17 protein-coding genes are annotated in these 24,426 nt (G+C 66.5%); 14 read left to right on the forward strand and 3 right to left on the reverse strand.

Annotated elements, in window-relative coordinates; translation table 11 throughout:
- The 14 genes from VNS22_RS02055 to dnaE all read left to right on the forward strand — a co-directional run.
- Positions 1-396: proton-conducting transporter membrane subunit (locus VNS22_RS02055; RefSeq protein WP_325729097.1), on the forward strand; the 396-nt coding region annotated here is incomplete at its 5' end.
- A gap of 16 nt (positions 397-412) precedes the next feature.
- Complete coding sequence (gene nuoN, locus VNS22_RS02060; protein WP_325729099.1) at positions 413-1,858, forward strand: NADH-quinone oxidoreductase subunit NuoN; 1,446 nt, start codon at positions 413-415, stop codon at positions 1,856-1,858.
- A complete protein-coding gene (locus tag VNS22_RS02065) occupies positions 1,842-2,630 on the forward strand; it encodes a biotin--[acetyl-CoA-carboxylase] ligase (RefSeq protein WP_325729101.1) in 789 nt (262 codons plus the stop codon). The genes nuoN and VNS22_RS02065 overlap by 17 nt, the downstream gene beginning before the upstream one ends.
- A 353-nt stretch (positions 2,631-2,983) precedes the next feature.
- On the forward strand, positions 2,984-4,672 hold the full coding sequence (locus VNS22_RS02070; protein WP_325729154.1) for a ribonuclease J: 1,689 nt from the start codon (positions 2,984-2,986) through the stop codon (positions 4,670-4,672).
- 3 nt (positions 4,673-4,675) lie between these two features.
- Positions 4,676-5,083: a methylmalonyl-CoA epimerase gene (mce, locus tag VNS22_RS02075; protein WP_325729103.1), complete on the forward strand. Its 408-nt coding sequence runs from the start codon at positions 4,676-4,678 to the stop codon at positions 5,081-5,083.
- Between the two features lie 29 nt (positions 5,084-5,112).
- A complete protein-coding gene (locus tag VNS22_RS02080; RefSeq protein ID WP_325729105.1) occupies positions 5,113-5,346 on the forward strand; it encodes a DUF1467 family protein in 234 nt (77 codons plus the stop codon).
- Between the two features lie 90 nt (positions 5,347-5,436).
- A complete protein-coding gene (locus tag VNS22_RS02085) occupies positions 5,437-6,711 on the forward strand; it encodes a PQQ-dependent sugar dehydrogenase (protein ID WP_325729107.1) in 1,275 nt (424 codons plus the stop codon).
- Positions 6,712-6,829: 118 nt separating this feature from the next.
- Complete coding sequence (gene proS / locus VNS22_RS02090) at positions 6,830-8,119, forward strand: proline--tRNA ligase (RefSeq protein ID WP_325729109.1); 1,290 nt, start codon at positions 6,830-6,832, stop codon at positions 8,117-8,119.
- Positions 8,116-9,360: a lipoprotein-releasing ABC transporter permease subunit gene (locus tag VNS22_RS02095; protein WP_349261681.1), complete on the forward strand. Its 1,245-nt coding sequence runs from the start codon at positions 8,116-8,118 to the stop codon at positions 9,358-9,360. The genes proS and VNS22_RS02095 overlap by 4 nt, the downstream gene beginning before the upstream one ends.
- The gene (locus tag VNS22_RS02100) at positions 9,353-10,081 is read left to right on the forward strand and encodes an ABC transporter ATP-binding protein (RefSeq protein ID WP_325729113.1); all 729 of its coding nucleotides are present in this window, start codon (positions 9,353-9,355) and stop codon (positions 10,079-10,081) included. The genes VNS22_RS02095 and VNS22_RS02100 overlap by 8 nt, the downstream gene beginning before the upstream one ends.
- A 64-nt stretch (positions 10,082-10,145) precedes the next feature.
- Positions 10,146-10,526 (forward strand): SPW repeat domain-containing protein, encoded by a 381-nt coding sequence (locus tag VNS22_RS02105; protein ID WP_349261682.1) that lies wholly within the window; start codon positions 10,146-10,148, stop codon positions 10,524-10,526.
- A 668-nt stretch (positions 10,527-11,194) separates the two neighbouring features.
- Entirely contained in the window at positions 11,195-12,193 is a 999-nt protein-coding gene (locus VNS22_RS02110) for a tripartite tricarboxylate transporter substrate binding protein (RefSeq protein WP_349261680.1), read from the forward strand.
- 373 nt (positions 12,194-12,566) lie between these two features.
- Positions 12,567-13,799 (forward strand): hypothetical protein, encoded by a 1,233-nt coding sequence (locus VNS22_RS02115; protein WP_325729119.1) that lies wholly within the window; start codon positions 12,567-12,569, stop codon positions 13,797-13,799.
- A gap of 53 nt (positions 13,800-13,852) precedes the next feature.
- Complete coding sequence (gene dnaE / locus VNS22_RS02120; RefSeq protein ID WP_325729121.1) at positions 13,853-17,323, forward strand: DNA polymerase III subunit alpha; 3,471 nt, start codon at positions 13,853-13,855, stop codon at positions 17,321-17,323.
- Between the two features lie 101 nt (positions 17,324-17,424).
- Here the strand turns inward: dnaE and VNS22_RS02125 are convergent, their stop codons facing one another.
- The 3 genes from VNS22_RS02125 to VNS22_RS02135 form a co-directional block, all read right to left on the reverse strand.
- Positions 17,425-18,576, reverse strand: coding sequence for a surface lipoprotein assembly modifier (locus VNS22_RS02125; RefSeq protein ID WP_325729123.1), 1,152 nt, complete (start codon positions 18,574-18,576; stop codon positions 17,425-17,427).
- Between the two features lie 172 nt (positions 18,577-18,748).
- Positions 18,749-22,942, reverse strand: coding sequence for a Pls/PosA family non-ribosomal peptide synthetase (locus tag VNS22_RS02130; protein WP_325729125.1), 4,194 nt, complete (start codon positions 22,940-22,942; stop codon positions 18,749-18,751).
- A 32-nt stretch (positions 22,943-22,974) separates the two neighbouring features.
- Positions 22,975-24,324, reverse strand: coding sequence for a diaminobutyrate--2-oxoglutarate transaminase family protein (locus VNS22_RS02135; RefSeq protein WP_349261683.1), 1,350 nt, complete (start codon positions 24,322-24,324; stop codon positions 22,975-22,977).
- Positions 24,325-24,426: the final 102 nt, after the last annotated feature.

Genomic DNA, 24,426 nt, shown 5'->3' on the forward strand with positions numbered 1-24,426 from the left:
GCCGTCGCCTTCATGGTCTTCACCATGGCCAATGTCGGCCTGCCGGGCACCTCGGGCTTCGTCGGCGAAATCATGACCCTGCTCGGCGCCTTCCGCGCCAATACCTGGGTCGCGTTCTTCGCCACGACGGGCGTCATCCTCTCGGCCTCCTACGCGCTGTGGCTCTACCGCCGCGTGATCTTCGGTGCGCTCGAGAAGGAAAGCCTGAAGTCGCTGCTCGACCTGTCAGGCCGCGAGAAGCTGCTGCTCTATCCGCTCGTGATCCTGACGATCTTCTTCGGCGTCTATCCGGCTCCGGTGTTCAATGTGACGGCGGCCTCGGTCGACGCGCTTCTCAACCAATATTCCGCGGCTCTGCAGGCGGCGCAGCAATCCGTTGCGCTCCTGGCGAACTGACGACGGGACCCAAGACATGACTGCTGATACAATCCTTGCCAGCCTTCAGCTCTCGACGCCGGAGATCATCCTCGCCGTCGGCGGCCTGGTCCTGCTGATGATCGGTGTCTTCTCGGGCGAACGGTCGGGAACGACCGTGACCGGGCTCGCCGTCGCGGTTCTCATCATCGCCGGCCTCTGGCTGGTGCTGGCGACGGGCGAGGGGCAGGCCTATGGCGGCGCCTTCGTCTCCGACGCCTTCGCCAAGTTCATGAAGGTGCTGGCGCTGATCGGCTCCATCACCGCGATGGTGATGACTGTCGGCCATGCCCGCTCCGAGCAGCTCGACCGCTTCGAGTTTCCGGTGCTGATCGTGCTCTCGACGCTCGGCATGCTGCTGATGCTCTCGGCCAACAGCCTGCTGTCGCTCTACCTCGCGCTCGAACTCCAGTCGCTCGCCCTCTACGTGGTCGCTGCGATCAACCGCGAGAGCCTGCGCTCGACGGAAGCCGGCCTGAAGTATTTCGTGCTCGGCGCGCTTTCCTCGGGCATGCTGCTCTACGGCATGTCGCTGGTCTACGGCTTCACCGGTCATATCGGCTTCCAGGAGATCGCCGCGGCCCTGACAGCGGAAGGCCGTTCGATTGGCCTCGTCTTCGGCCTCGTGTTCATCCTCGCCGGCCTTGCCTTCAAGATCTCGGCCGTGCCGTTCCACATGTGGACGCCGGACGTCTATGAAGGCGCGCCGACCCCGGTCACGGCCTTCTTCGCGGCCGCCCCCAAGGTCGCTGCCATGGGCATGCTGGTTCGCATCGTCATTGACGCCTTCGAGCCGGTCGTCGCCGACTGGCAGCAGGTCGTGGTCTTCATCTCGATCGCCTCGATGCTTCTCGGCTCGTTCGCCGCCATCGGCCAGCGCAACATCAAGCGCCTGATGGCCTATTCCTCGATCGGCCACATGGGCTACGCGCTCGTCGGCCTCGCCTCCGGCTCCATGGCCGGCGTGCGCGGCGTCGCGCTCTACATGCTCATCTACATGGTCATGACGCTCGGCACCTTCGCCTGCATCCTGGCGATGCGCCGCCAGGGCAGCTATGTCGAGGACATCAACGAGCTGGCCGGCCTGTCGCGCCGCCAGCCGGTCCTGGCCATCATCCTGACCATCCTGATGTTCTCGCTGGCCGGCATCCCGCCGACGGCGGGCTTCTTCGGCAAGTTCTACGTCTTCAAGGCGGCGGTCGACGCGGACCTGGTCTGGCTCGCGGTGATCGGCCTGCTCTCCAGCGTGGTGGCCTGCTACTATTACCTGCGGATCGTGAAGCTGGTCTGGTTTGATCAGGCGGCCGAGCCGTTCGACCTGCCGCTGCGGCCGGCCATCGGTGCCGTGGCCGGCATCTCGGCGATCCTCCTGATCGTGGCGGTGCTGGCGATCAACCCACTGTTCGCCAGTGCCGGGGTAGCGGCGAGTGCCATCTTCCACTGAGAGGCCGGGCACCGGTCTGGTCTGGCGGGTCGAGCGCTACTCGGAGCTGCCCAGCACCATGGACCTGGTGCGCGAGCGCGCCAGGGCCGGGGCCGAAGAAGGCCTGGTGGTGGTGGCCGGGCGCCAGACTGCCGGCCGGGGCCGTCACGGGCGGGGCTGGACCTCGCCTGTGGGCAATCTCTATCTGACCCTGCTGCTGCGTCCGAGCCGTTCGGCCATCGCGGTGGCGGGGCTGGCGCTGGTGGCCGGCCTGTCGCTGGCCGAGGCTTGCGCGGCGCTGGGCATCCCGCCGGGCCGCCTTCACCTGAAATGGCCGAACGACCTGGTGCTGGACGGCGCCAAGCTGGCCGGCATCCTGCTCGAATCCGAATCGGGTTCCGGCCAGCAGGTGGAATGGGTCTCGATCGGCATGGGCGTGAACGTCGCCAGCGCGCCGGTGCTGCCGGACCGGCCGAGTGCTGCGCTGACCGACCTGCTGCCGACCGCGGAGCCGGGTGCCTTGGAAGCGCTGCTGCTGGAGCACCTGGCGCGAAACTATGCCGCCTGGCGCCAGGAGGGCATGGCGGCCATCACCGGCCGCTGGAGCACGCACGGCCTCCCGCCCGGCACGCCGATCCTGATCCGGCCCGGGCGGGAGGTGCTGAGCGGGACCTATGTCGGCATCGACGGCGAGGGCGCGCTCCTGGTCGATACCGGCCGGCTGCAGCGGGTCACGGCCGGCGAAGTCCTGTTCGCCGGTGAAGCCCTGGCAGGATCCGCCACGACGGCGTAGAAGACGGCAGGAGTGAATGCCGTCCATGCCTCGTGCCATCGCCGCCGGCCCTGCCGCCCCGCCACCCGGCGGCGGCGCAACCGTGAGCCGGCTGGCAGCCAGCGACGCTGCTGCGACGATCGCCATCTTGCCGAAGCACGATCGGCATCCCACTTCGCCATCCTGCCGGCCATGCGGCCCGGCCAGCCTTTCTCGGCCCGTCTCCACCGGTGCGCCGACGGTCAGCGCGGAGGATCGTTTCTGGTCCGACCCCGCCGTTCGCGCACGGAGCCGGGCTGTCCGCCCATGTGGACCCGGACCCGCTTTCGTCCGGGATTGTCAGCAACGCGAACGGACGAGACCGACACCAAGTGATGCATCCAACCGAAAACACTCCCGGCCTGCGCTTCATCCCCCTGGGCGGCGTGGGCGAAATCGGCATGAACACCGCGCTCTATGGCGTGGATGGCCAGTGGCTGATGGTCGACCTCGGCATCAGCTTCGCCGACGAGAGCCTGCCGGGTGTGGACATCATCCTGCCCGACATCGGCTTCGCCGAGCGCCTGCCCGAGCTGGAGGGCCTGGTGATCACCCACGCCCATGAGGATCATTATGGCGGGGTGCCCTATCTTTGGCCCAGGCTGCGCTGCCCGATCTGGTGCACGCCGTTCGTGGCGGCCGCGCTGGAGCGCAAGCTGGACGACGTGCCGTTCGGCCGCGAGGTCCAGATCAACATCGTCGAGCCCGGCCAGCGTTTCCGCGTCGGCTCCTTCGAGCTGAGCTTCATTCATGTGACCCATTCGGTGCCGGATGCCAGCGCGCTGGTGCTGCATACCGAGTACGGCAACGTCCTACACACCGGCGACTGGAAGCTCGATCCCGAGCCGCTGGTGGGCGAGCGCACCCCGATCGACCAGCTCACCGAGCTCGGTCGGGACGGGGTGCTGGCCATGTTGGGCGACAGCACCAACGCGCTCAGGCCGGGCGACAGCGGCTCGGAAGCTGAGGTCCGCGACAGCCTGATCGAGCTGGTGGGCCGCCAGAAGAAGCGGGTGCTGATCACCACCTTCTCCTCCAACATCGCCCGGATCGGCTCGATGCTCCAGGCGGCCAAGGCCAGCGGTCGCATCCCGGCGATCGTCGGGCGCTCCATGCTGCGGATGCTGGAGGCGGCCCGCGAGGTCGGCTACCTGCAGGATGCGCCGCGCCCGATCGATGCGCGCGAGGCGGCCTCGCTGCAGCGCGACAAGGTCCTGTTGATCTGCACCGGCAGCCAGGGCGAGCCGCGCTCGGCGCTCGCCCGGATTGCCGGCAACAGCCATCCCTTCATCAAGCTGGAGGCGGGCGACACGACGATCTTCAGCTCCAAGATCATCCCGGGCAACGAGCGCAAGCTCTACGACATGCACAACCAGCTGGTGCGCAATGGCGTGGAGGTGATCACCGAGGAGGACCATTTCGTCCATGTCTCGGGCCATCCGTCCCGCGACGAGCTGGAGCGGATGATCCGCTGGATCCGGCCGAAGATCCTCGTACCCGTGCATGGCGAGCCGCGCCATCTGCGTGCCCATCACGAGCTGGCCCGGACGCTGGGCGTGCCCAATCCGATCCGCATCGACAACGGCGATGTGCTGATGCTGGCGCCGGGCGACGCGCGGGTGGTCGATTCGGTGCCGACCGGGCGGCTGGCCCTGGATTCCAACCGGATCCGCGGCGTGGGTGACGAGCTGTTCCGCACCCGGCGCCGGCTGATGAACCACGGCACCATCATGGTGAGCCTGGTGCTGGACGGCTATGGCAGCGTGCTGGCCCCGCCGATCGTGGCCGATCTGGGGGCGGGCGACCATGCACCGCAGAGTGCCGGCCGCGACGTGATCGAGGCGGTGGTGGCTGCCGTGGAGGCGCTGTCGGACGACGATGCCGCGCAGGACGAGCGGGTGAAGGACGCCGTGCGCACGGCGGTCCGCCAAGCCTTCGTCCTGCCGCGCGACCGGCGGCCGATCATCGAGGTGCAGGTGTCGCGCCTGGACAACCGCACCCTCGACGCGCTGGAGGACGACTGACCGATGCAGCAGGGCCGCCTGAACCATGTCGCGATCGCGGTGCCCGACCTCCAGGCGGCGCGGGCGCGCTGGCGCGACCTCCTGGGCGCCGAGGTTTCGGAGGTCCAGGATCTGCCCGAGCACGGCGTGCGGGTGGTGTTCGTGACGCTGCCCAATACCAAGATCGAGTTGCTGGGCGTGCTGGGTGAGCAGTCGCCGATCGCTTCCTTCCTCGCGAAGAATCCGGCCGGCGGCATTCACCATATCTGCCATGAGGTCGACGACCTGATGGCCGCCAGCGCGCGGCTGCAGGCAGCCGGTGCGCGCGTGCTGGGCGACGGCCGGCCGAAGATCGGCGCGCACGGCAAGCCCGTCCTGTTCCTTCACCCCAAGGACATGGACGGGGCGCTGGTCGAACTCGAGCAGGCCTGAACCGGCACTGGCCCGGACGCAGACGAAACATGACCTTTTTCGAATTTCTCGTCAGCTATGTCATCGCCTGGTGGATGATCTTCTTCATGGCTCTCCCGTTCGGTGCCCAGCCGCCCGAAGAGCCGGGGCGAGGTCATGCCGATAGTGCTCCGGCACAGCCGCGGCTCTGGACCAAGGCGGCGGTCACCACCGTGCTGGCGGCGCTCGTGGTCTGGGCATTCCACTGGTTCGTGACCTCCGGGATCGTCACGCTGCGCGGCTGACCCGGTGCCGCCGCAAGCGCCTTGCTCTTTTCCGGCGACCCTCCCGGCCTAGCTTGGTGGCCAGGAGTGCAGTCTCGGGAGATCTGGTCGATGAAGCGTGCTGCCCTGGTCGCCTCGGCCATGCTGCTGGCCGCCTGCGGGACGGTGGATGCCAACGATGCGCAGCGAAGCGACGACGTGACGGGCAACCTGCCGGCTACCGGAGCCGAGGCCACGGCCCGGCCCGACCGCGCACCGGTCGAGACCAGCCCGCCCAACGCCCGGGGCCAGCAGCCGGCCTTTGCCGGCCAGACCAGGGCGCCGGCGGCCGAGGCGACCGAGGTCGAGGTCACGGCCGTCGTGGACGGCCTGGCCAGTGCCTGGGCGCTCGAGTTCCTGCCGGACGGGCGGATGCTGGTCACCGAGAAGGCCGGCACCATGCGGATCCTGCCGGCCGGCGGCGGGCGGGGGATCGAGGTCACCGGCGTGCCCGAGGTCGACGCGCGCGGGCAGGGCGGGCTCCTGGACGTGGCGCTGAGCCCGGGCTTTGCCGAGGACCGGCTGATCTATTTCAGCTTCTCCGAGCCGCGCGAAGGCGGCAACGGCACGACCCTGGCGCGCGCCCGCCTGAGCGAGCAGGGCGGTACTGTGGCGCTGGAGAATGTCGAGATCCTGTTCCGGCAGATGCCCACTTGGCGGTCGACCAAGCATTACGGCTCCCGGATCGTGTTCACGCCGGACGACAAGCTGTTCCTCGTCCTGGGTGAACGCTCCGACCCCAGGCCCAGGGTCCAGGCGCAGCAGCTGGACAGTCATCTGGGCAAGGTGATCCGGCTGAACCTCGACGGCACCGTGCCGGACGACAACCCGTTCGTCGGGCGGGACGACGCGAGGCCCGAGATCTGGTCCTACGGCCACCGCAACCTCCAGTCGGCGACCCTGGACGGGCAGGGCCGGCTCTGGACGGTCGAGCACGGGCCGAGAGGCGGCGACGAGCTGAACCGGCCGGAGCCCGGCAAGAACTATGGCTGGCCGGTGATCACCTACGGCATCGATTATTCGGGCAAGCCGATCGGCGAGGGCATCACCGCCAGGGAGGGGATGGAGCAGCCGGTCTATTACTGGGACCCGGTGATCGCACCTTCCGGCATGGCCTACTACGACGCCGACCTGTTCCCGGAATGGCGGGGCAACATGCTGATCGGCGGGCTGGCCTCGCAGGGCTTGGTCCGGCTGATCCTGGACGGCGACCGCGTGACGGGCGAGGAGCGGATCGATCTCGGCCACCGGATCCGCGATGTGAAGGTCGGGCCGGACGGAGCGGTCTATGCCGTCACCGACCGGTCCGGCGGGCAGATCCTGAGGGTCGCGCCCAGCCGGTCCTGAGGACGGGGGGCGGTAACGTTACGTAAACCAGTGGCGTGCCATTCTGCCTGTCGTTGCGGCAGACCACGCCCGCCCCTATGGTCCGCCCGTCAAGGAAGCCCACGACCGTCGAGTTCCCATGCGCCTTTCCCGTTACTTCCTCCCGGTCCTCAAAGAGGTGCCGGCCGAGGCCGAGATCGTCAGCCACCAGCTCATGCTGCGGGCCGGCATGATCCAGCAGCTCCAGGCCGGCATCTACAACTGGCTGCCGCTGGGGTGGAACGTCCTGCAGAAGGTCGAGCAGATCGTGCGCGAGGAGCAGAACCGCGCCGGTGCCATCGAGATCCTGATGCCGACCATCCAGCCGGCATCCTTGTGGCGGGAAAGCGGGCGCTACGACGCCTATGGCAAGGAGATGCTGCGCATCAAGGATCGCGGCGAGCGGGAGATGCTGTTCGGGCCGACCAACGAGGAGAACGTCACCGACATCTTCCGCAAGCACGTGCGCAGCTATCGGCAGCTGCCGCTCAACCTCTACCACATCCAGTGGAAGTTCCGCGACGAGGTCCGCCCGCGCTTCGGCGTGATGCGCGGCCGCGAGTTCCTGATGAAGGACGCCTATTCCTTCGACCTGGACATCGAGGCGGGGGCAGCGGCGTTCGACCGGATGTTCGTGGCCTATCTCAAGACCTTCAAGCGGATGGGGCTGACCGCCATCCCGATGCGCGCCGAATCCGGCCCGATCGGCGGCAACATGTCCTATGAGTTCCAGATCCTGGCCCAGACCGGCGAGAGTGCCGTCTATTTCGACCAGGCCTTCGAGGAGATCGACTTCTCGGCCGACGACCTGGACGTGGCGCACCTCAAGCAGCTCTACGCGGCGGCCGACGAACTGCATGACCCGGCCAACTGCCCGGTGCCGCCCGAGCGGCTCCGCTCCGGCCGTGGCATCGAGGTCGGGCACATCTTCTTCTTCGGCACCAAATATTCTGCCCCGATGGGTGCCACCGTTCTGGGCCCGGACGGCAAGGAAGTCCCGGTCGAGATGGGCTCCTACGGGATCGGCGTGTCGCGGCTGGTGGGGGCCTTGATCGAGGCGAACCATGACGAGAAGGGCATCGTCTGGCCGGAGAGCGTGGCCCCCTTCCGGGTGGGCCTGATCAACCTGCGTGCCGACGACGAGCTCTGCCGCGGGGTGGCCGACGATCTCTACGCGAAGCTGGAGGCTGCGAAGGTCGAAGTCCTCTATGACGACCGCGAGGAGCGGGCCGGTGCGAAGTTCGCCACCATGGACCTGATCGGCCTGCCCTGGCAGGTGACGGTCGGCCCGCGCGGTGCCAAGGCCGGCACGGTCGAGCTGAAGTCGCGCCGGACCGGTGCGGTCGAGGAATTGTCGGTGGACGCCCTGCTCGCGCGATTTGCCGCCTGATGTTCTCCCCGGTCGAGCGGCTGATCGCCCGGCGCTACCTGCGCCCCACCAAGGGGGAGGGCTTCATCTCCCTGGTGGCGGGCTTCGCCTTTCTCGGCATCGCCCTTGGCGTCGGCACGCTGATCGTGGTGATGGCCGTGATGAACGGCTTCCGCTTCGAGCTCCTGTCGCGGGTGCTGGGTGTGAACGGCCACGCGACGGTGATCTCCCAGGGGCCGATCATCGACTACCAGCCGCTGGTCGACCGGCTGGGGGAGGCACCGGGGGTGGAGCTGGTGTTTCCTTATGTCGAGGGCCAGGTGATGGCGTCGGCGAACGGCGCCGCGTCGGGCGCCCTGGTGCGCGGCCTGCGCCTCGAGGACCTGAAGCAGCGCCCGTTCATTGCCGACCACGTGCTGGCGGGCTCGCTCGACCGGCTGGAAGGGGAGAACGTCGCCGCGGTCGGCGTGCGCATGGCCCAGCGCATGGGGCTGAGGGTCGGCTCGCCGCTCCAGCTGATCTCGCCCAAGGGGACAGCGACCGGCATCGGCATGATCCCGAAGGTCGTGACCTTCACGGTCGGCGCGGTCTTCGAGATCGGCATGTACGAGTATGACAACAGCTTCGTCTATCTGAGCCTGGCCGACGCCCAGCGCTACTTTCAGACCGGCGAAGGAGTCACCGCGATCGAGGTCGAGGTGCAGCATCCCGATCTGGTGGGCGACCTGCGGCCAGGCATCGACCAGCTCCTGCCGCCCGGTACCCAGCTGCTCACCTGGCAGCAGGTCAACAGCCACTTCTTCAACGCGCTCCTGGTCGAGCGCAACGTGATGTTCCTGATCCTCACCCTGATCGTGCTGGTGGCGGCGTTCAACATCATCACCGGGCTCACCATGCTGGTGCGCTCCAAGACCCGCGACATCGCGGTGCTGCGCAGCATGGGCGCCACCAAGGGCAACATCCTCAGCATCTTCCTCCTGGCCGGCACCGCGATCGGCCTGGTCGGGACCGGCCTGGGTGCCGTGCTGGGAATCGCCTTTGCCGCCAACATCGATGCGATCCGGCTGTTCCTGGAGCGGATCACCGGCACCGAGCTGTTCGCCGCCGAGATCCGCTTTTTGTCGCAGATGCCGGCCCGGATCGAGACCGGCGACGTCGTCTCGGTGGTGCTGATGGGGCTGGTGCTCTCGCTGCTGGCGACCCTCTACCCCTCGTTTCGGGCAGCTGCGACCGACCCGGTGGAGGCGCTGCGCCATGAGTGAGCCAGTGCTGTCCCTGGAACGGGTGACGCGGACCTATCGGCAGGGCAGCGAGCGGCTCCATGTGCTGACCGGCGTGGACCTGATGGTGGGGCGCGGCGAGATCGTGGCGCTGGTGGGCCCTTCGGGTGCGGGCAAGTCGACCCTGCTGCACCAGTCCGGCCTGCTGGAGCGGCCGGACGGCGGCGAGGTGCGGATCCTGGGCCGGCCGACCGCGAAGCTCGGCGATGTCGAGCGCACCCGGCTGCGCCGCGAGGCGATCGGCTTCGTCTACCAGTTCCATCATCTCCTCGCCGACTTCACGGCCGAGGAGAACGTGGTGCTGCCGCAGATGCTGTCGGGCACCGCAAGGCGTGCGGCGCGCGTGCGGGCGGCCGAGCTGCTGGCCCAGGTGGGCCTGAGCGAACGGCGCGAGCACCGGCCGGGCAAGCTCTCCGGCGGGGAGCAGCAGCGGGTCGCGATCGCAAGGGCGCTGGCCAACCGGCCGGCCCTGCTGGTGGCCGACGAGCCCACCGGCAACCTGGACACCGCGACGGCCGAGACCGTGTTCGCGCTGCTCCTGGACGTGGTGCGCAGCACGGGCACCGCGGCACTGATCGCCACCCACAACCCCGAGCTTGCCTTCCGCATGGACCGGGTGGTGCGGCTGGAGCGGGGGCAGCTTCTGGCGGTGCCGCGGCCGGAACCGGCCCGCGCCATGGCCGGGGTCTCCTCGCCGGGCTGAGCCGGGAGGAACGACCGGTAGTCACCAGGGTTAGCTTGGCGAGCACAGTCCCTGGGTGACCAACATGCGCTTCCTCTCGACCCGCGCGCACGGCGCGCTCGACTATATCGTGGCGATCATCCTGATCGGCCTGCCCTACATGGCAGGCACCTCTGACCGCAGCTTTGGCCAGTGGATCCCCATCCTGCTCGGCCTCGGGATCATCGTCTACAGCCTGCTGACCCGCTACGAGCTGGCGATCCTCCGGCTCATCCCGATGGCGGGGCACCTGATCCTGGACGTGGCCGGTGCCATCCTGCTGATGGCGTCGCCCTGGCTGTTCGGCTTCGCCGAGCGGAGCTGGGTGCCCTTCGTGCTGATCGGTCTGTTCGAGATCGTCACCGTGCTGGTGACGCGGACGGACACGACGCCGCTGCACCGCGACGCGACAGCCGGGCGTCCCTGAAACGACGGGCTTCATGTCACCTGCAGAATAAGCCTGCCGGCCTTGTGGTGCGAGATGAAGATCAGCTTGCACCTCGGGCAAGTTGAGCGATGGCGGCTCCCTTGTCAGGGAAGGCTGCCATGGCTCGTGGACCGAGGGCGGTTGCACTTGAACTGACTGAGGCTGAACGGGCGGCGCTGGAGACCCTGGTCCAGCGCCGCAAGATGGGCCAGCGCATGGTGCCATGGGCTCGGTGCAGTGATTGTTTGTGCCAAGCCAGGGGCAACCAAGCTTGGGGTGGCCAGGATACCTGGGAACAGCCGGCCAACGGTGGCCCTATGGCGCTGACGCTTTGCCCTGCATCGGGCGCAAGGAGCGCCCACTCCTTTTTCGACAGGACGGTCGGATACCGGCGACGGTCCTCAGACATGACAGCAGCTCCGGCGATCATGGCTCGGCTGGGCCTACACGTATCCTCTATCCTCCCGCGGGCCTTTCCCCGTTTCGGAGACCGTTTCCAGCGCTGCGACGCCACAGGGACATCTGTAAGATCGAGCGAGCAGACTGGGAGCCTCCGCCATCTCGACGGCACATGAATGCGGTTGCAGTAGTGAGCAGATTGGACAATCCTGGACTGCATGACCTGCCTCACACTAGAGCAGGGCACATATAGATCTCCAGGAAGCATCATGTCGGCGTCTTGCATTTTTATTCGTCGCCGGACAATGCTGAGCATTGGCACAATGGTGGCAATGGCTGCCTGGAAGACAGCACAGGCTGGAGCTCGAAGTCCATACCCTGACCGGCCTGTCACGCTCGTCGTGCCATTCCCTGCCGGTGGATCGACGGATCTCGTGGCACGTCTCCTTGCTTCGGAGATGGCAGAGCATCTCGGCCAGCAGGTCGTGATCGAGAACCGTGGAGGAGCCGGCGGTACCATCGGCTCAGCCGCCGTGGCCAGGGCCGATCCCGATGGCTACACGATCCTGATGGCGACGATCGCCACGCACGCGCTCAATCCGGCGCTCTACAAGAAGTTGCCCTACGACCCCATCAAGGACTTCGCGCCGATTTCGCTGCTTGCACTCATCCCCAACGTGCTGGTTGTCCATCCCAGTCTTGCTGCCGAGAACGTCCAACAGCTGATCGACCTGCTCAAGGACAATCCAGGCCGATACCATTATGCCTCCGCCGGCAACGGCACTCCATCCCATCTCTCGGCCGAGCTGTTCAAGAGCATGGCCGGAGTCGACATGATCCATGTGCCCTACAAGGGAGCGGGACCGGCCCTGATCGACGTCATGGGAGGGCATGTGCCGATCATGTTCGACAACTTGCCGCCCACGCTGGAGCATATCCAGGCCGGCACGCTGCGGGGTCTGGGAGTCACCACCAGGGAGCGCGCTCCCGCCGTCGCGGAACTGCCGACCATCGCCGAGACCCTGTCCGGCTACGATACCTACTCCTGGAATGCCCTCTTCGCTCCGGCCGGGACGCCTGAGCCGGTCATTCGACGACTGCATGATGCGGCACTGGCAGCGATGAAGGTTCCCGGAGTCGCTGCCAAGCTCAAGGTGCTGAGCGTTACACCGATAGGTTCGACGCCTGAAGAACTTGCAGCACATGTCCAGGCTGAACTCGTCAAGTGGACGCCTATCATCGAGGAGTCCGAACTCCAACTGGAGTGAAGCGTGCATGATATTTGTTAGAATCGTTCCGTATCTATTGTGATTTGTGCGAGGTCGTTGGTTGTCCGTTCTGCGCATGGACCCGGTGCGCAACATCGACACTGGCCGCCACCCACAACTTCGATCTCGCTCTACCCATAGATCGAATGGTGCGGCTGGAGGCAGCTCCTGGCGGTCGCCCGGCCGGCGCTGCAGTCGGGCAGCCCGGATCTGCTGCCCTCTGGATGAGATGCACCTCTCCCGATTTTCGTCGTTCCGGAAAAACGGTTCGCGGACTGTTACTGGTATGCGTACCGGCGTCACTCTTATGACCCGTACAGGCATCGGTCTGCGGCGAGCGCGAGCCGTACGACGAATGAGTGGGGAGGCGGGAATGAAGGGATGGCGTTCACTGGCAGCAATGGCTGGCCTGGGCGTGCTGCTGACCCTGACCGGCCCGGCGGCACGCGCCGCGGCAGAGCCCTGGATCGTGCCGGACGACGTGGCCCTGGCCCTGCGCGATCCGGACCGGTTCGCCTGGCAACTGTTCGTCGCGATCAACTGGCCGGCGCTGGACGGGGAAAGTGCGCCGGATCCAAAAGCGGCACTGGGTGAGCCGCGGCCGGTGGTCTGGGAGACCTGGGCGCTGACCAAGGACGTCTATCTGCCGGACGGGCAGGCGCCGCCGCCCTGGCCGGATGCGTCGAGCCGGCTGGGCCCGGAGCGCGATCCGGACGAGCAGCCACTGCAGCAGACCCTGGTGCGCGATACCAGGCCGATCCCGCCCGGTACGGCCGGCCATCAGAAGGACGAGGTGCGGATGAACCGTGCCACCTTCGATTATCTCCGCGACAACGGTCTCTACTCGATCGACGGGCAGGAGCGGCGCTTCTATGCGGGCCTGCCGGTGCAGTTCCCGCCCGGAGCGATCGAGATCAAGGCGGTCTGGCGGCCGATCGGCGAGGCGGACAAGATCCGCTACCACTGGGCCACGCTCAGCGACGAGCCGGACGGCCAGGAGCGCCTGTACGGCCTGACCTCGCTCCATGTCATGTCCAAGGTCCTGCCGCGCTGGCTGTGGGCGACTTTCGAGCATGTCGACAACCCGTTCCGCCGCGGGATCCATGACGAAGGCTGGCTGATCCCATCGCGCGACAGCGTGGCCTGCCCGCCCGAGGCGCTGGACTGCGGCCGGCTGCCGGCGGGCTTCGGGCTGGAGGATACCGTCTGGGCGCACTACCGGCTGCGCGGCACCCAGATCGACTTTACCGACGATTACGGCCAGCCGGTGCAGCTGGCCAACTCCGAGCTGGAAACCGGGTTCCAGCGGACCGCGTCGTGCATGACCTGCCATGTCCGATCGGCGATCGGGCCGCGCGTCAACGCCGCCGCCTCGTTCGAGTTCGGCACAGGCTATCCGGACCACGAGCTGGGCCCGCCGGAAGCCACCCGCCCGCCAGTGTTCAAGCAGAACGAGGACGGCTCGTTCGAGAGCTATCGCGGCGCGCCGCAGCCCGAATGGTTCAAGCTGCCCTCGACCGGGGTGACGAGCTTCGACAGCTACCTGCAGCTGGATTATGTTTTCTCGATGATGCGCGCGAGCTACGCGTCACCAGCAGCACCTTGAACTGTGCCCGCCGGGCGGACAGGCTCGGGCGGTCCGTTCATCCAGAGGATCCCATGGCGCTCGCCTCCTTCGTGCATCTGCGCGTCCATTCCTGCTTCTCCCTGCTCGAGGCCTCGATCAAGAACGGCGAGCTGGCGAAGAAGGCGAAGGCGCTGGGTATGCCGGCGGTGGCGGTCACCGACAGCTGCAACCTGTTCGGCGTGATGGAGTTCTGCAAGGAGGCGACCAAGGCCGGCATCCAGCCGGTGGTGGGCGCGCTGCTGGCGCTGGTGCCGGAAGGCGGTCCTGAGCCGCGGCGGCCACAGACGGGGGCGCCGCCGCTCCAGGAGACCGAGCAACTCGTCTTCCTGGTGCAGAACGAGGCGGGCTATCTGAGCCTGTCCCGGCTGATGACCTGCGCCTACCTGGCCGGCAAGGACCAGGTGGCGGTCACCATGGACGAGCTGGCGGCCCATTCCGAGGGGCTGATCGTGTTCACCGGCGGTGCGTTCGGCCCGATCGGCCAGCGCCTGCTGCGCGGCGACGCCAAGGGGGCGCGCGCCATGCTGGAGCGGATGAAGGCGATCTGGCCGAACCGGCTCTATGTCGAGATCCAGCGCCACGGCCTGCCCGAGGAGAACGCCACCGAAGGGGCGATGATCGATCTGGCCTACGCGCTCGACCTGCCGCTGGTCGCGACCAATGACTGCCATTTCCTGGAAGAGGACCATTACGAGGCGCATGACGCGCTGATCTGCATCGCGGATGGCCGGCTCCTGATCGAGGACGAGCGGCGCCGCTTCACCAAGGACCACCGGTTCAAGTCCGCTGAAGAGATGGCGGAGCTGTTCGCCGACCTGCCGGAGGCGGTGCAGAACACGCTGGTGATCGCCAGGCGCTGCGCCTACGAGGCACCCAAGCGCAAGCCGATCCTGCCGACGTTTGCCGCCGACGAGGAGGCGGAGATGCGCAAGCAGGCGGCGGAAGGGCTGGAAGCGCGCCTGCGCCAGTCGGTCTGGACGGAAGGGATGGACGATGCCGCGCGCGAGGCGGCGGCCAGGCCGTACCGCGAGCGGCTGCAGTTCGAGTGCGACGTCATCGCCCAGATGAAGTTCCCAGGATACTTCCTGATCGTGTCCGACTTCATCAAATGGGCCAAGGCGAACGGCATCCCGGTGGGGCCGGGCCGCGGCTCGGGGGCGGGCTCGGTGGTGGCCTGGTCGCTCTCGATCACCGACCTGGACCCGCTCCGCTTCGGCCTGCTGTTCGAGCGCTTCCTCAATCCCGAACGCGTGTCGATGCCGGACTTCGACATCGACTTCTGCCAGGACCGGCGCGACGAGGTGATCCGCTACGTGCGCGACCGCTACGGCCATGACCGGGTCGCCTCGATCATCACCTTCGGGAAGCTGCAGGCGAAAGCGGTGATCCGCGACGTCGGCCGGGTGCTGGGCCTGCCCTATGGCCTGGTCGACAAGATCTCCAAGCTGATCCCGAACAACCCGGCCAACCCGCCGACCCTGGAACAGGCGATGGCGATGGAGCCCCGGCTGATCGAGGCCCGCGACAGCGACCCGCAGGTCGAGCGGATGATCGAGATCGCGCGCAAGCTGGAGGGGCTGCCCAGGCACGCTTCCACCCATGCCGCGGGCGTGGTGATCGGCGACCGGCCCCTGGAGCAGCTGGTGCCGCTCTATCGCGACCCCAGATCGGACATGCCGGTCACCCAGTTCAACATGAAGGACGTCGAGACCGCGGGCCTGGTCAAGTTCGACTTTCTGGGGCTCACCACGCTCACCATGCTGACTATGGGCGAGAAGCTGGTGCGCGAGCGCGGCACCGCGCTGGATCTGGCCAAGCTCGAGCTGGAGGACCGGCGCTCCTACGAGCTCCTGGCCCGGGCCGAGACGGCCGGCGTGTTCCAGCTGGAAAGTGCCGGCATGCGCGATGCCCTGCGCAAGCTGAAGCCGGACGTGTTCGAGGACATCATCGCGATGGTGTCGCTCTACCGGCCGGGCCCGATGGACAACATTCCGCGCTATATCGCGGTCAAGCACCGGACCGAGGAGCCGGGCTATCTCCACCCGCTGCTCGAGCCGATCCTTAGCGAGACCAACGGGGTGATCATCTACCAGGAGCAGGTGATGCAGATCGCCCGCGAGCTGGCGGGCTATTCCCTGGGCGGTGCGGACCTCCTGCGCCGGGCGATGGGCAAGAAGATCAAGGAGGAGATGGACGCGCAGGGCGCCATCTTCGTCAAGGGGGCGGCCGAGCGCGGCATCGACCAGGACCTCGCCCAGGTGATCTTCGACCAGGTGGCGAAGTTCGCCTCCTACGGCTTCAACAAGTCGCACGCCGCAGCCTACGCGCTGCTAGCCTATCACACCGCCTATCTGAAGGCGAACCACCCGCACGAGTTCTTCGCGTCCTGCATGACCATGGACATGGCCAATCAGGACAAGCTGCTGATGTTCCAGCAGGAGCTGCGCACCAGCGGCATCACCCTCCTGCCGCCGGACGTGAACGCCTCGCAGGTCAAGTTCTCGGTGGAGGAGACCCCTGAGGGGCCGGCGGTCCGCTATGCGCTGGCGGCGATCAAGGGGGTGGGCAGTGCCGCCATGGAGGCGCTGGTCGAGGAGCGGGAGCGAAACGGCCCCTATACCTCGCCATTCGACCTGGTCCACCGGCTGGGCACCAAGGTGATCAACCGCCGCCTGCTCGAGGCGCTGGCCAAGGCGGGCGCGTTCGACCAGCTCCTGCCCAACCGCCGCCGGATCTGCGAGGGCGCGGAATTCCTGCTGCGTGCCGCCCAGGCGGCCCAGGCCGAGGCCGAGAGCGGCCAGGACAGCCTGTTCGGCGGCACCACCGCGGCCCCCAGCGCACCCAGCCTGCCCGAGGCCGAGGACTGGCCGGCCCTGGAGCGGCTGCAGGCGGAGATGGAGGCGATCGGCTTCTATCTCTCCGCCCACCCGCTGGACGGCTATGTCGCCGCCATGGCGCAGTACGGCATCACCCCTTCGGACAAGATCGTCGAGCGGCTGACCTCCGGCCAGCCGGGCCGGCTGAAGCTGGCAGGCGTGGTGCTGGGCAAGCAGGAACGGGTGACCGAGCGCGCGCGCTTTGCCCATGTCGCGATGAGCGACCCGTCCGGTCAGTTCGAGGTGACCCTGTTCTCCGAGATCCTGGCCCGCACCCGCGAGCTCCTGGACAGCAAGGTGCCGCTGGTGATCGAGGCGGACGGGCGGGTAGACGGCGACATGGTGCGCCTGACCGCGCACAAGGTCGAGGCACTCGAGGAACTGCTGGTTCCGCACGTGCCGGACCTGACCATCCGGCTTTCCTCGGTGGAGGCGGCCCTGGCGATGCGTCCGCTGCTGGCACCCAAGACCGCCCGCCAGGGCCGCCTGCGCCTGGTGCTGACCCATGCCGCAGGCGAGGTCGTGCTGGCCCTGCCGGACGGGCTGGGCCTGCCCCCGGCCAGGCGCCCGGACCTGGAGCGGATGGCCGGCGTGATCGAGGTGCGCGAGGTGGCGACGGTGCATTGAGGCATGCGCCGTGCGACCTGCTGCCGGGCGCGATGGAGGGACATGCCGCTGAAAAATGGCAGTAGCGGCATTCCGGTCGTCAGGCAGCAGGCGGCAGGCTGTCAGTCATTGTCCGAGTCGAAGTCATAGCTGACACCAACCAGGATGCCGAAATTGTCGTACTCCTCGTCCGGGTAGTTGGACTGATTATTGGTATAGGAGAGGCGTACAATCGTGCTCCAGCGGGGCCGGAAGGGCACGATCGCTACGAAGTTGGCATCGAACTGCCGGTCGGTCTCCGTCTTGTCGATGTCCGCGTCCGGATCGGGATCGTCGTAAGGGCGGTAGATGTAGCCGGCTTCGACGCTGAGCTTCATCGGGTCCAGGTCCTGGCCCAGCGGGTTTGGCAGGGAATGCTCAAGACCGATGCTGAAGCCCAACTCGTAATATTGCTCAAAGCTCTCCGCTGCCTGCTTGAAGTTGCCGATCAGGCCGATGGTGAGGGTGGTATCCTCGGCAAGCTCGTAATCGGTATTCAGCGACAGGGCATGGAACCATCCGGTCTGGTCACTGCCGGTCGGCTCGTCCTGGGTGTCCTCATACTTCTCGTAGAGGGAACTGAAGGTGGCACCGAGAGTGAGCTTCGGCGTCAGCAGCAGGTCGCCCTCGAGCCCGGCACCTGCCGAGCGCGACAGCAGTTCGCCACCCAGCCCCAGAAGTGTGCCGGCGATGAAAGGGCGCAGGCTAGCTTCCCTAGATTCGTCCAGCTGGAACTCTGGGCCGAGCATCAGGTCGAACGAGGTGTAGTCGTTGTCGGTCTGGTCGGCATAGCGCGCCCCTTCCAGCGAAAGGTCGGTGCGCAACTGGGTTGGAATCGTCGTGTCGAGGTCATAGCGGTGCGTCAGATCCAGACCGAAGGTGGCGGAGAAATCGCTCTGCCGGGTCTCCTCGTCATCTTCATCGTCGTCTTCATCATCGTCGTCATCATCGTCATCATCATTGCCTGACTGACCGTCGCCAGGGGGGAGGCTCCTGCCACCTAGCTTCGCGACATTATCCGGGTTGGTCTCGTAGCTGAGGCCGAAGGAGATCGCCGTTTCGAAGTGATGGCGGGAACTTCGTGTGCCGGTGCTCTCGTGCGGTGCGGTTCCCTCCCCCTCGCCAGTACTGAGCGCTTCATCCTCGTCATCTTCATCGTCGTCTTCGTCGCCGCTTTCCTCGTCTTCGTCTTCCTCGTCGTTGTCCGGGGCGAGCGTCCTGCCTTCGTCGGACACCGGCTCGCTCGACAACTGGGGAGGAGCGGTGGCCCGGCGCAGAGGCTCGTCTGCCGACGCCGGTACTGCCACCGACCCCAGGGTTGACGCCAACAGCACAGCTAGCCGAGCCCGCATCGAATGATCCTGAAACTGTCGAGTGGAGTATCAGCAGACATTAGCTGATATCGGCTTAAGCTGCCCGCTGCGTCGGGTGGATGGGAGCGACTACATTCTTCGGCCTGGGGCCTGGTGAGACGTCGAGAGCCTCGGCAGATTGCGCGACGTCGACGACCTCCCGGGCGGGATTACCCCGCCAAGTCGAGCCTGATGTCATCACCTCGCCCTTCATCAGGAAGGAGTTCGCGTCCAGTACGGCACCTTCACCCATTGTCGTGCCATAGTGGACAAAGCCTCCGACGCCGATGGTGCAACCGGCGCTGATCACGATGTGGTCCGACTTGAAGGTGCCTTCCTCCAGTGAATGGGACTGGATAGTCGTATTGGCGTTGATCGCACAGTCATCGCCGATACAGACAAGCGTCCGCTCGGGAATGCCGGCCCCATCGTCGAAAATGCGCTTGCCTATCCGTACACCCAGCAGCCGCCAGATCACGTTCTTGATTGGCGTTCCATTGAACAGATCCATGACAAAGGCTGGCACTAGCAGCTTCCAGTAAGCCTCATGCCACCAGAAGTACGAATCGTAGATCGAGCAGTATCTTGGAGCCAGGTGGCGGAAGCAAGCAAAGGCACGTTCCAGCAAAGCAAAGTAGGCAACGCTGAACGCGACGGCAGAGCCAAGTAAAAATCCTAACGGCAGCAGGCTGTGCGAAAAATATAAATCGAGCAAAAAAATGGTTATCAGGGTTAATCCATAAAAATGAATCCACCTTGCAGTCAAGAATATGCCCATTGTTGCAAGGTTGTATTGATTCTTGGCTACAAGCCGGCGACGCAACTCATCCTTGGCCTTTAGGTGGTCGAATTGGTGATCCCGTTGAACCGACCGCGGAATCTGGAAGCATGGGGATCCGAGGAGACCGACCTCTTTGTGAATCGGACCATCGAGCGGGATCATGACTTTTGTGCCCAGCAGGCAGTCATCGCCCGTCCGGCCGCCCGCCGGATAGACGATGTCATTGCCAACAAAGCTGTGCGCACCCAGCAGCACATGCGAAGCGCAGAAGGAACTGCTGGAGATGTCGGTGTTGAGTATCGACAATCCATCCGAGACCAATGTGCCAGAGCCGACTGCGCACAGACCCGGAATCTCGTGTTTCAGGGACGTTCCGAAATTGGAGCCGGTCTGCTCGATGAATTCGAAACGATAGCCGATCAAACGCAGATAGTGAATGATATAGGAGCTGTCTCCAAAAAGCTCAGTGTAAAACTTTTGATTGCTGATGCTCTGAATAAGTCGCTGGACGACAAAATGTACGCCGTAGAGTGGATAAATCTTGCCTGGCGTGAGCATGAGGGTAAGCAGCCTGGGGACAGTGGCTACAATGACCAGCCCTCCGAGCACCGTGCCGAAGTACAATATGAAGGAGACGGCGAGCCAGCCGCCGTAGAAGGACCAGGTGTCGTAGCCGGCGAACTCCTGGTCGCGAACGCTTTCCAGCAGCGGTAGATGCTCAAGCATCATCGTCAGGCCGGCTGACCCAAGGGGTACCGTAAGCGCCAAAGTAGTCAGCAATTGCATGGCGCCATAGCCGGTGCGCCGCAGCGCGCCACATTCGGCGGGAGCTACCCGTTGATAATTCACCGCAGTCGGCCTGGCCGGACAGCCGTGCCAGTGCTCACCGTCCGGCACCGCCTGGCCGGGATGCAGGGACGAGGCATGGCCGAGCTGGGCTTGGTCGCCCATCGAGCTGTCAATGTCGATCACCGAATGCTCGCCCACGAACACGCCCCTGCCGAGGCTCACCCGGCCGGTCTGAATCCGGCCGGCATGGGCACGATAGCCGTTGAAGAACGAGTCCTTGCGAATGATGGTGCCATCGCCGATCGAGAGCAGATCGGTGCAAACTGGGACGTTCTGTGACAGGATCACGACGTTCCGGCCGATCCTGGCACCCAGTGCCCTGAGGTAGAGGACATAGAGCGGGGAGCCCAGGAACATCACCATGGGGTTTGCCCGAACCATTGTCTTGACGATCCAGAAGCGCAGGTAGGCGAGGCTCCAGATCGGGATCTCGTCCTGCCGCCAGCGGCCGATCAGGCTCCATTTCACCATGATGGGGAGCAGACACATGGCCACGAAGAGCGTGTCGCCGAACAGCACAGCGCGCAGGTAGAGATCGGCCCAGCCAATGGCTGCCGAGATCCACTCATAGCCGCCGATCATCACCAGTGTGCCGAGGAAGGAAGCCGCAAGAAGGAAAAGGATCTGCAGCGCGCCGCACAGCACGTAGCGGCCGGTTCCGGCAGCCGGTATCGGCTCCTGCCGCATGTGCATCCGGGCAGCGGGCGCCCTCTGCTCCAGGACTGCGGCCAGCTGCCTGACTGTCGGGTGCAGGTAGATGTCCTTCATTGCCACCGATGGCAGGCCGGACCGTTCCCGCACCCGGGCACAGAACTGGGCCATCAGCAGGGAATTGGCGCCGAGTTCATCAAAGAAGTGATGGTCGGCGGAGATCTGCTCCAGGTGCAGCACCCGGGCGAGTAGGTCGGCCAGGACTGCCTCCATGTCGGTGGCCGGGGCAGCGCATGTACGCTGCATCGCCAGGCTGCGCGGGCCCTTGGGCCGTGGCAGGCGTTTGCGGTCGGCCTTGCCGCCGGCGAGCATCGGGATGGCATCGAGCTGCTCGAGGAAGGCCGGGACCATGTAAGGGGGCAGGCACTGGCGCAGGCGCGCGAGGACCTGGCCGTGGTCGAGCGCAGGCGCGCCATTCTGCAGCGTGTAGTAGCCGGCCAGCTCCACCAGGCCCGGCTCCGGCTCGATGGTGGTGACCACGGCCTGTGCCACACGCTCGACCTGGAGCAGCGCCGATTCGATCTCGGTCAGCTCGATGCGGTAGCCACGGATCTTGACCTGCGTGTCGATGCGGCCGTGATACTCGATGGCACCATCCGCATTGATGCGGCCGAGATCGCCAGTCCGGTAGATCCGCCCGCCGGGGTTGTGCGCGATCCCGATGACGTCCGCTATGAAGGCGCGATCGGTGAGGTCATCGCGGTTGAGGTAGCCGTCGGCCAGGCCGATCCCGGCAATGCCGATCTCGCCGGTCGTGCCGATCGGCAGCACCCTGGCCTCGGCCGGATCGAGGATTACCACGCTGTAGGTGGGCAGGGGTGATCCGATGGTGACGGGCTTGCCGGGCTCGGCCACCGACCAGGTGGCGGTGACGGTGGCCTCGGTGGGGCCGTAGACATTGAGGAAACGGCGCCCTGGCCGGTGCCAGCGGGCGATCAGCTCCTGCGGGCAGGCTTCGCCGGAGACCAGCAGGAAGCGCAGGCGTGGCAGGTCCTGGTCCAGGGTCGCCAACACGGTGGGGACGCAGCACAGTGCGGTGACGGCCTGCGCGTCGAGGAAGTCCCAGAGGTCCCGGCCCAAGAGGTTTGGGCCGGGCGGTTTGGGCACCAAGGCCGCGCCGACGATCCAGGCCACCCAGATCTCCTCGACCGAGAAGTCGAAGGCGATCGTCATGCCCTGGTAGACCCGATCATCCGGCTGAATGCCGTAGCTCTCGGCGGCGACGCGAACGAAGTTGCAGATGGCCGCCTGGGAGATTGCCACGCCCTTGGGGCGGCCGGTGGAGCCCGAGGTATAGATCACGTAGCAAAGTTCGCCGGCAGGCTCCCCGGCCTCGATCGCCGTCAACCGGTGCCCCGGCAGGGCCGCGATCTCGGCCTCCGCCTCGTCGAGACAGATCAGCGCCACGGGAAGATGGGCGAGGCGATTGCGCAGCGGCGCCAGCGACAGCAGGCACCGCAACCCGGCATCCTCCGTGATGTAGGACAGCCGGTCGGCCGGGAAGCCGGCGTCCAGCGGCACGTACACCGCGTTGATCTTGAGCACGGCAAGCATGGCGACATAGGCCGACGACGCCTGGTCGAACATCAGGCCGATCCGGTCGCCGGGCTGCGCGCCTTGTGCCCCGAGATAGCGAGCCAGCCGGTTGGCGCGGGCATCGAGATCGCCATAGGTGACCGTGACGTCGCCGGCATCGACAGCCAGACGGTCGGCCTGCCTGTTCGCCTGCAACCGGTCGCAGGTCTCCTCGAAGAGATGGTGCAGCCGTTCGCCCGCGCGCCAGCGAGGCTCATGGCGGGCGCTGGAATCCACGAGGACGCAATGCGGTCGTGCCAGGCTCGTGATGGCTGCCAGATCCGGCGGCTCGACATCCTGGGCGCGCGCCAGCGCGCCGGGAATCTCCAGCATGATCGCGCTCCCGCTTGTGGTGCGGAGGTCGGCTAGGCCACGGCGGTGGTGTCGGTACTCGCTGCGGTGATGGCAGCCACCAGGATCGAGCAGGCGGCGTCGACCACTTCCTCGGTCACGTTGAGGGGGGGCAGCAGGCGGACGACGCAATCGTCACGGCCACCACACTCTACGATCAGGCCCCGCCGCAGGCAGTCCGCCTGCACCTCGCGCGCCACCGCGCCAGCAGGGCTGCCATCGCGCGGATCGGCGAGTTCCACGCCCCACATCAGGCCCATGCCCCGCACCTCCCGCACCCATGGGAGGCTCAGCAGCCGCGAGAGCCGCTGGTCGATCTGGGCGCCGCGCTGGCGGACATTGTCGAGGATGCGGTCGCGCAGCACGATCCGGACCGCTTCGGCCCCGGCGGCGAAGGCGAGCTGGTTGCCGCGGAAGGTGCCGGTATGGGCACCGGGCCCCCAGCAGTCCAGACGCTCATCATAGATGATGATCGCGACCGGCATGCCGATCCCGCTCAGTGCCTTGGACGCCACGATCACGTCGGGCTCGATCCCATACTGCTCGAAGGCGAACCAGGTCCCGGTCCGGCCGCAGCCGGTCTGGACCTCGTCCACGATCAGCGGGATCTGCAGCTGCCGGGCGATCCGGGCGATCCGCTGCACGAACTCCGGCCGCGCCGGGATGACCCCGCCTTCGCCCTGCACCAGCTCGAGCATGAGCGCGGCCGGCAGGGGGATGCCGCCATTGGGGTCCTGGAGTGCCAGTTCCAGATAGGTGGCGCAGTTGATCGCACAGTGTTCGGGCCCGGTGCCCATCGGGCAGCGGCCGCAATAGGAATAGGGAAAGAAATGGACGCCGGGCACCCCGTTGGGCACCGGGGCCTTCTGCTCCACCAGCCCGGTGAGCGCCATGGCCATGTGGCTGCTGCCGTGGAAGCCGCCCTGGAAGGAGACGATCTCGCCGCGCCTGGTCGCGGTCTTGCACAGCTTGATCGCGGCATCGACGGCATTGGCTCCGGCGGGACCGCAGAAATGCAGCTTCATCCGGTCCCGCATGGTGCCCGGCAGCATGCTGAGCTGGGCCTGGACGAACGCATCCTTGGCCGGTGTGGGAAAATCCAGGCCATGCGCGTGCAGCTCGAGCTGCCTCGCTACCACTTCCACCAGTTCCGGATGGCCGTGGCCCAGCGACAGGACGCCGGCACCGGTGAGGAAATCGATGAACACGTTGCCGTCCAGGTCCTGGACGAAACTGCCCGAGGCCCGGGCGATCGCGATCGGCAGCCGCCTGGGATAGGTGCGGGCGTTCGACTCCCAGCGGGCCTGGCGCCGCAGCAGTTCGCTGGAACGCGGACCCGGGAGCTGCCGGATGGCCGCACCCATTGCGCCAAGTGTGCCGGAGCTGCCGATCTCCTTGATGCTCGCCATCTCTTGGTCTCCCGATTGCTGGCCGCAGCCGGAGCGCATGCCTCCCACGAACCGCAG

The sequence above is a fragment of the Geminicoccus sp. genome, assembly GCF_035556675.1.
Taxonomy (GTDB): domain Bacteria; phylum Pseudomonadota; class Alphaproteobacteria; order Geminicoccales; family Geminicoccaceae; genus Geminicoccus.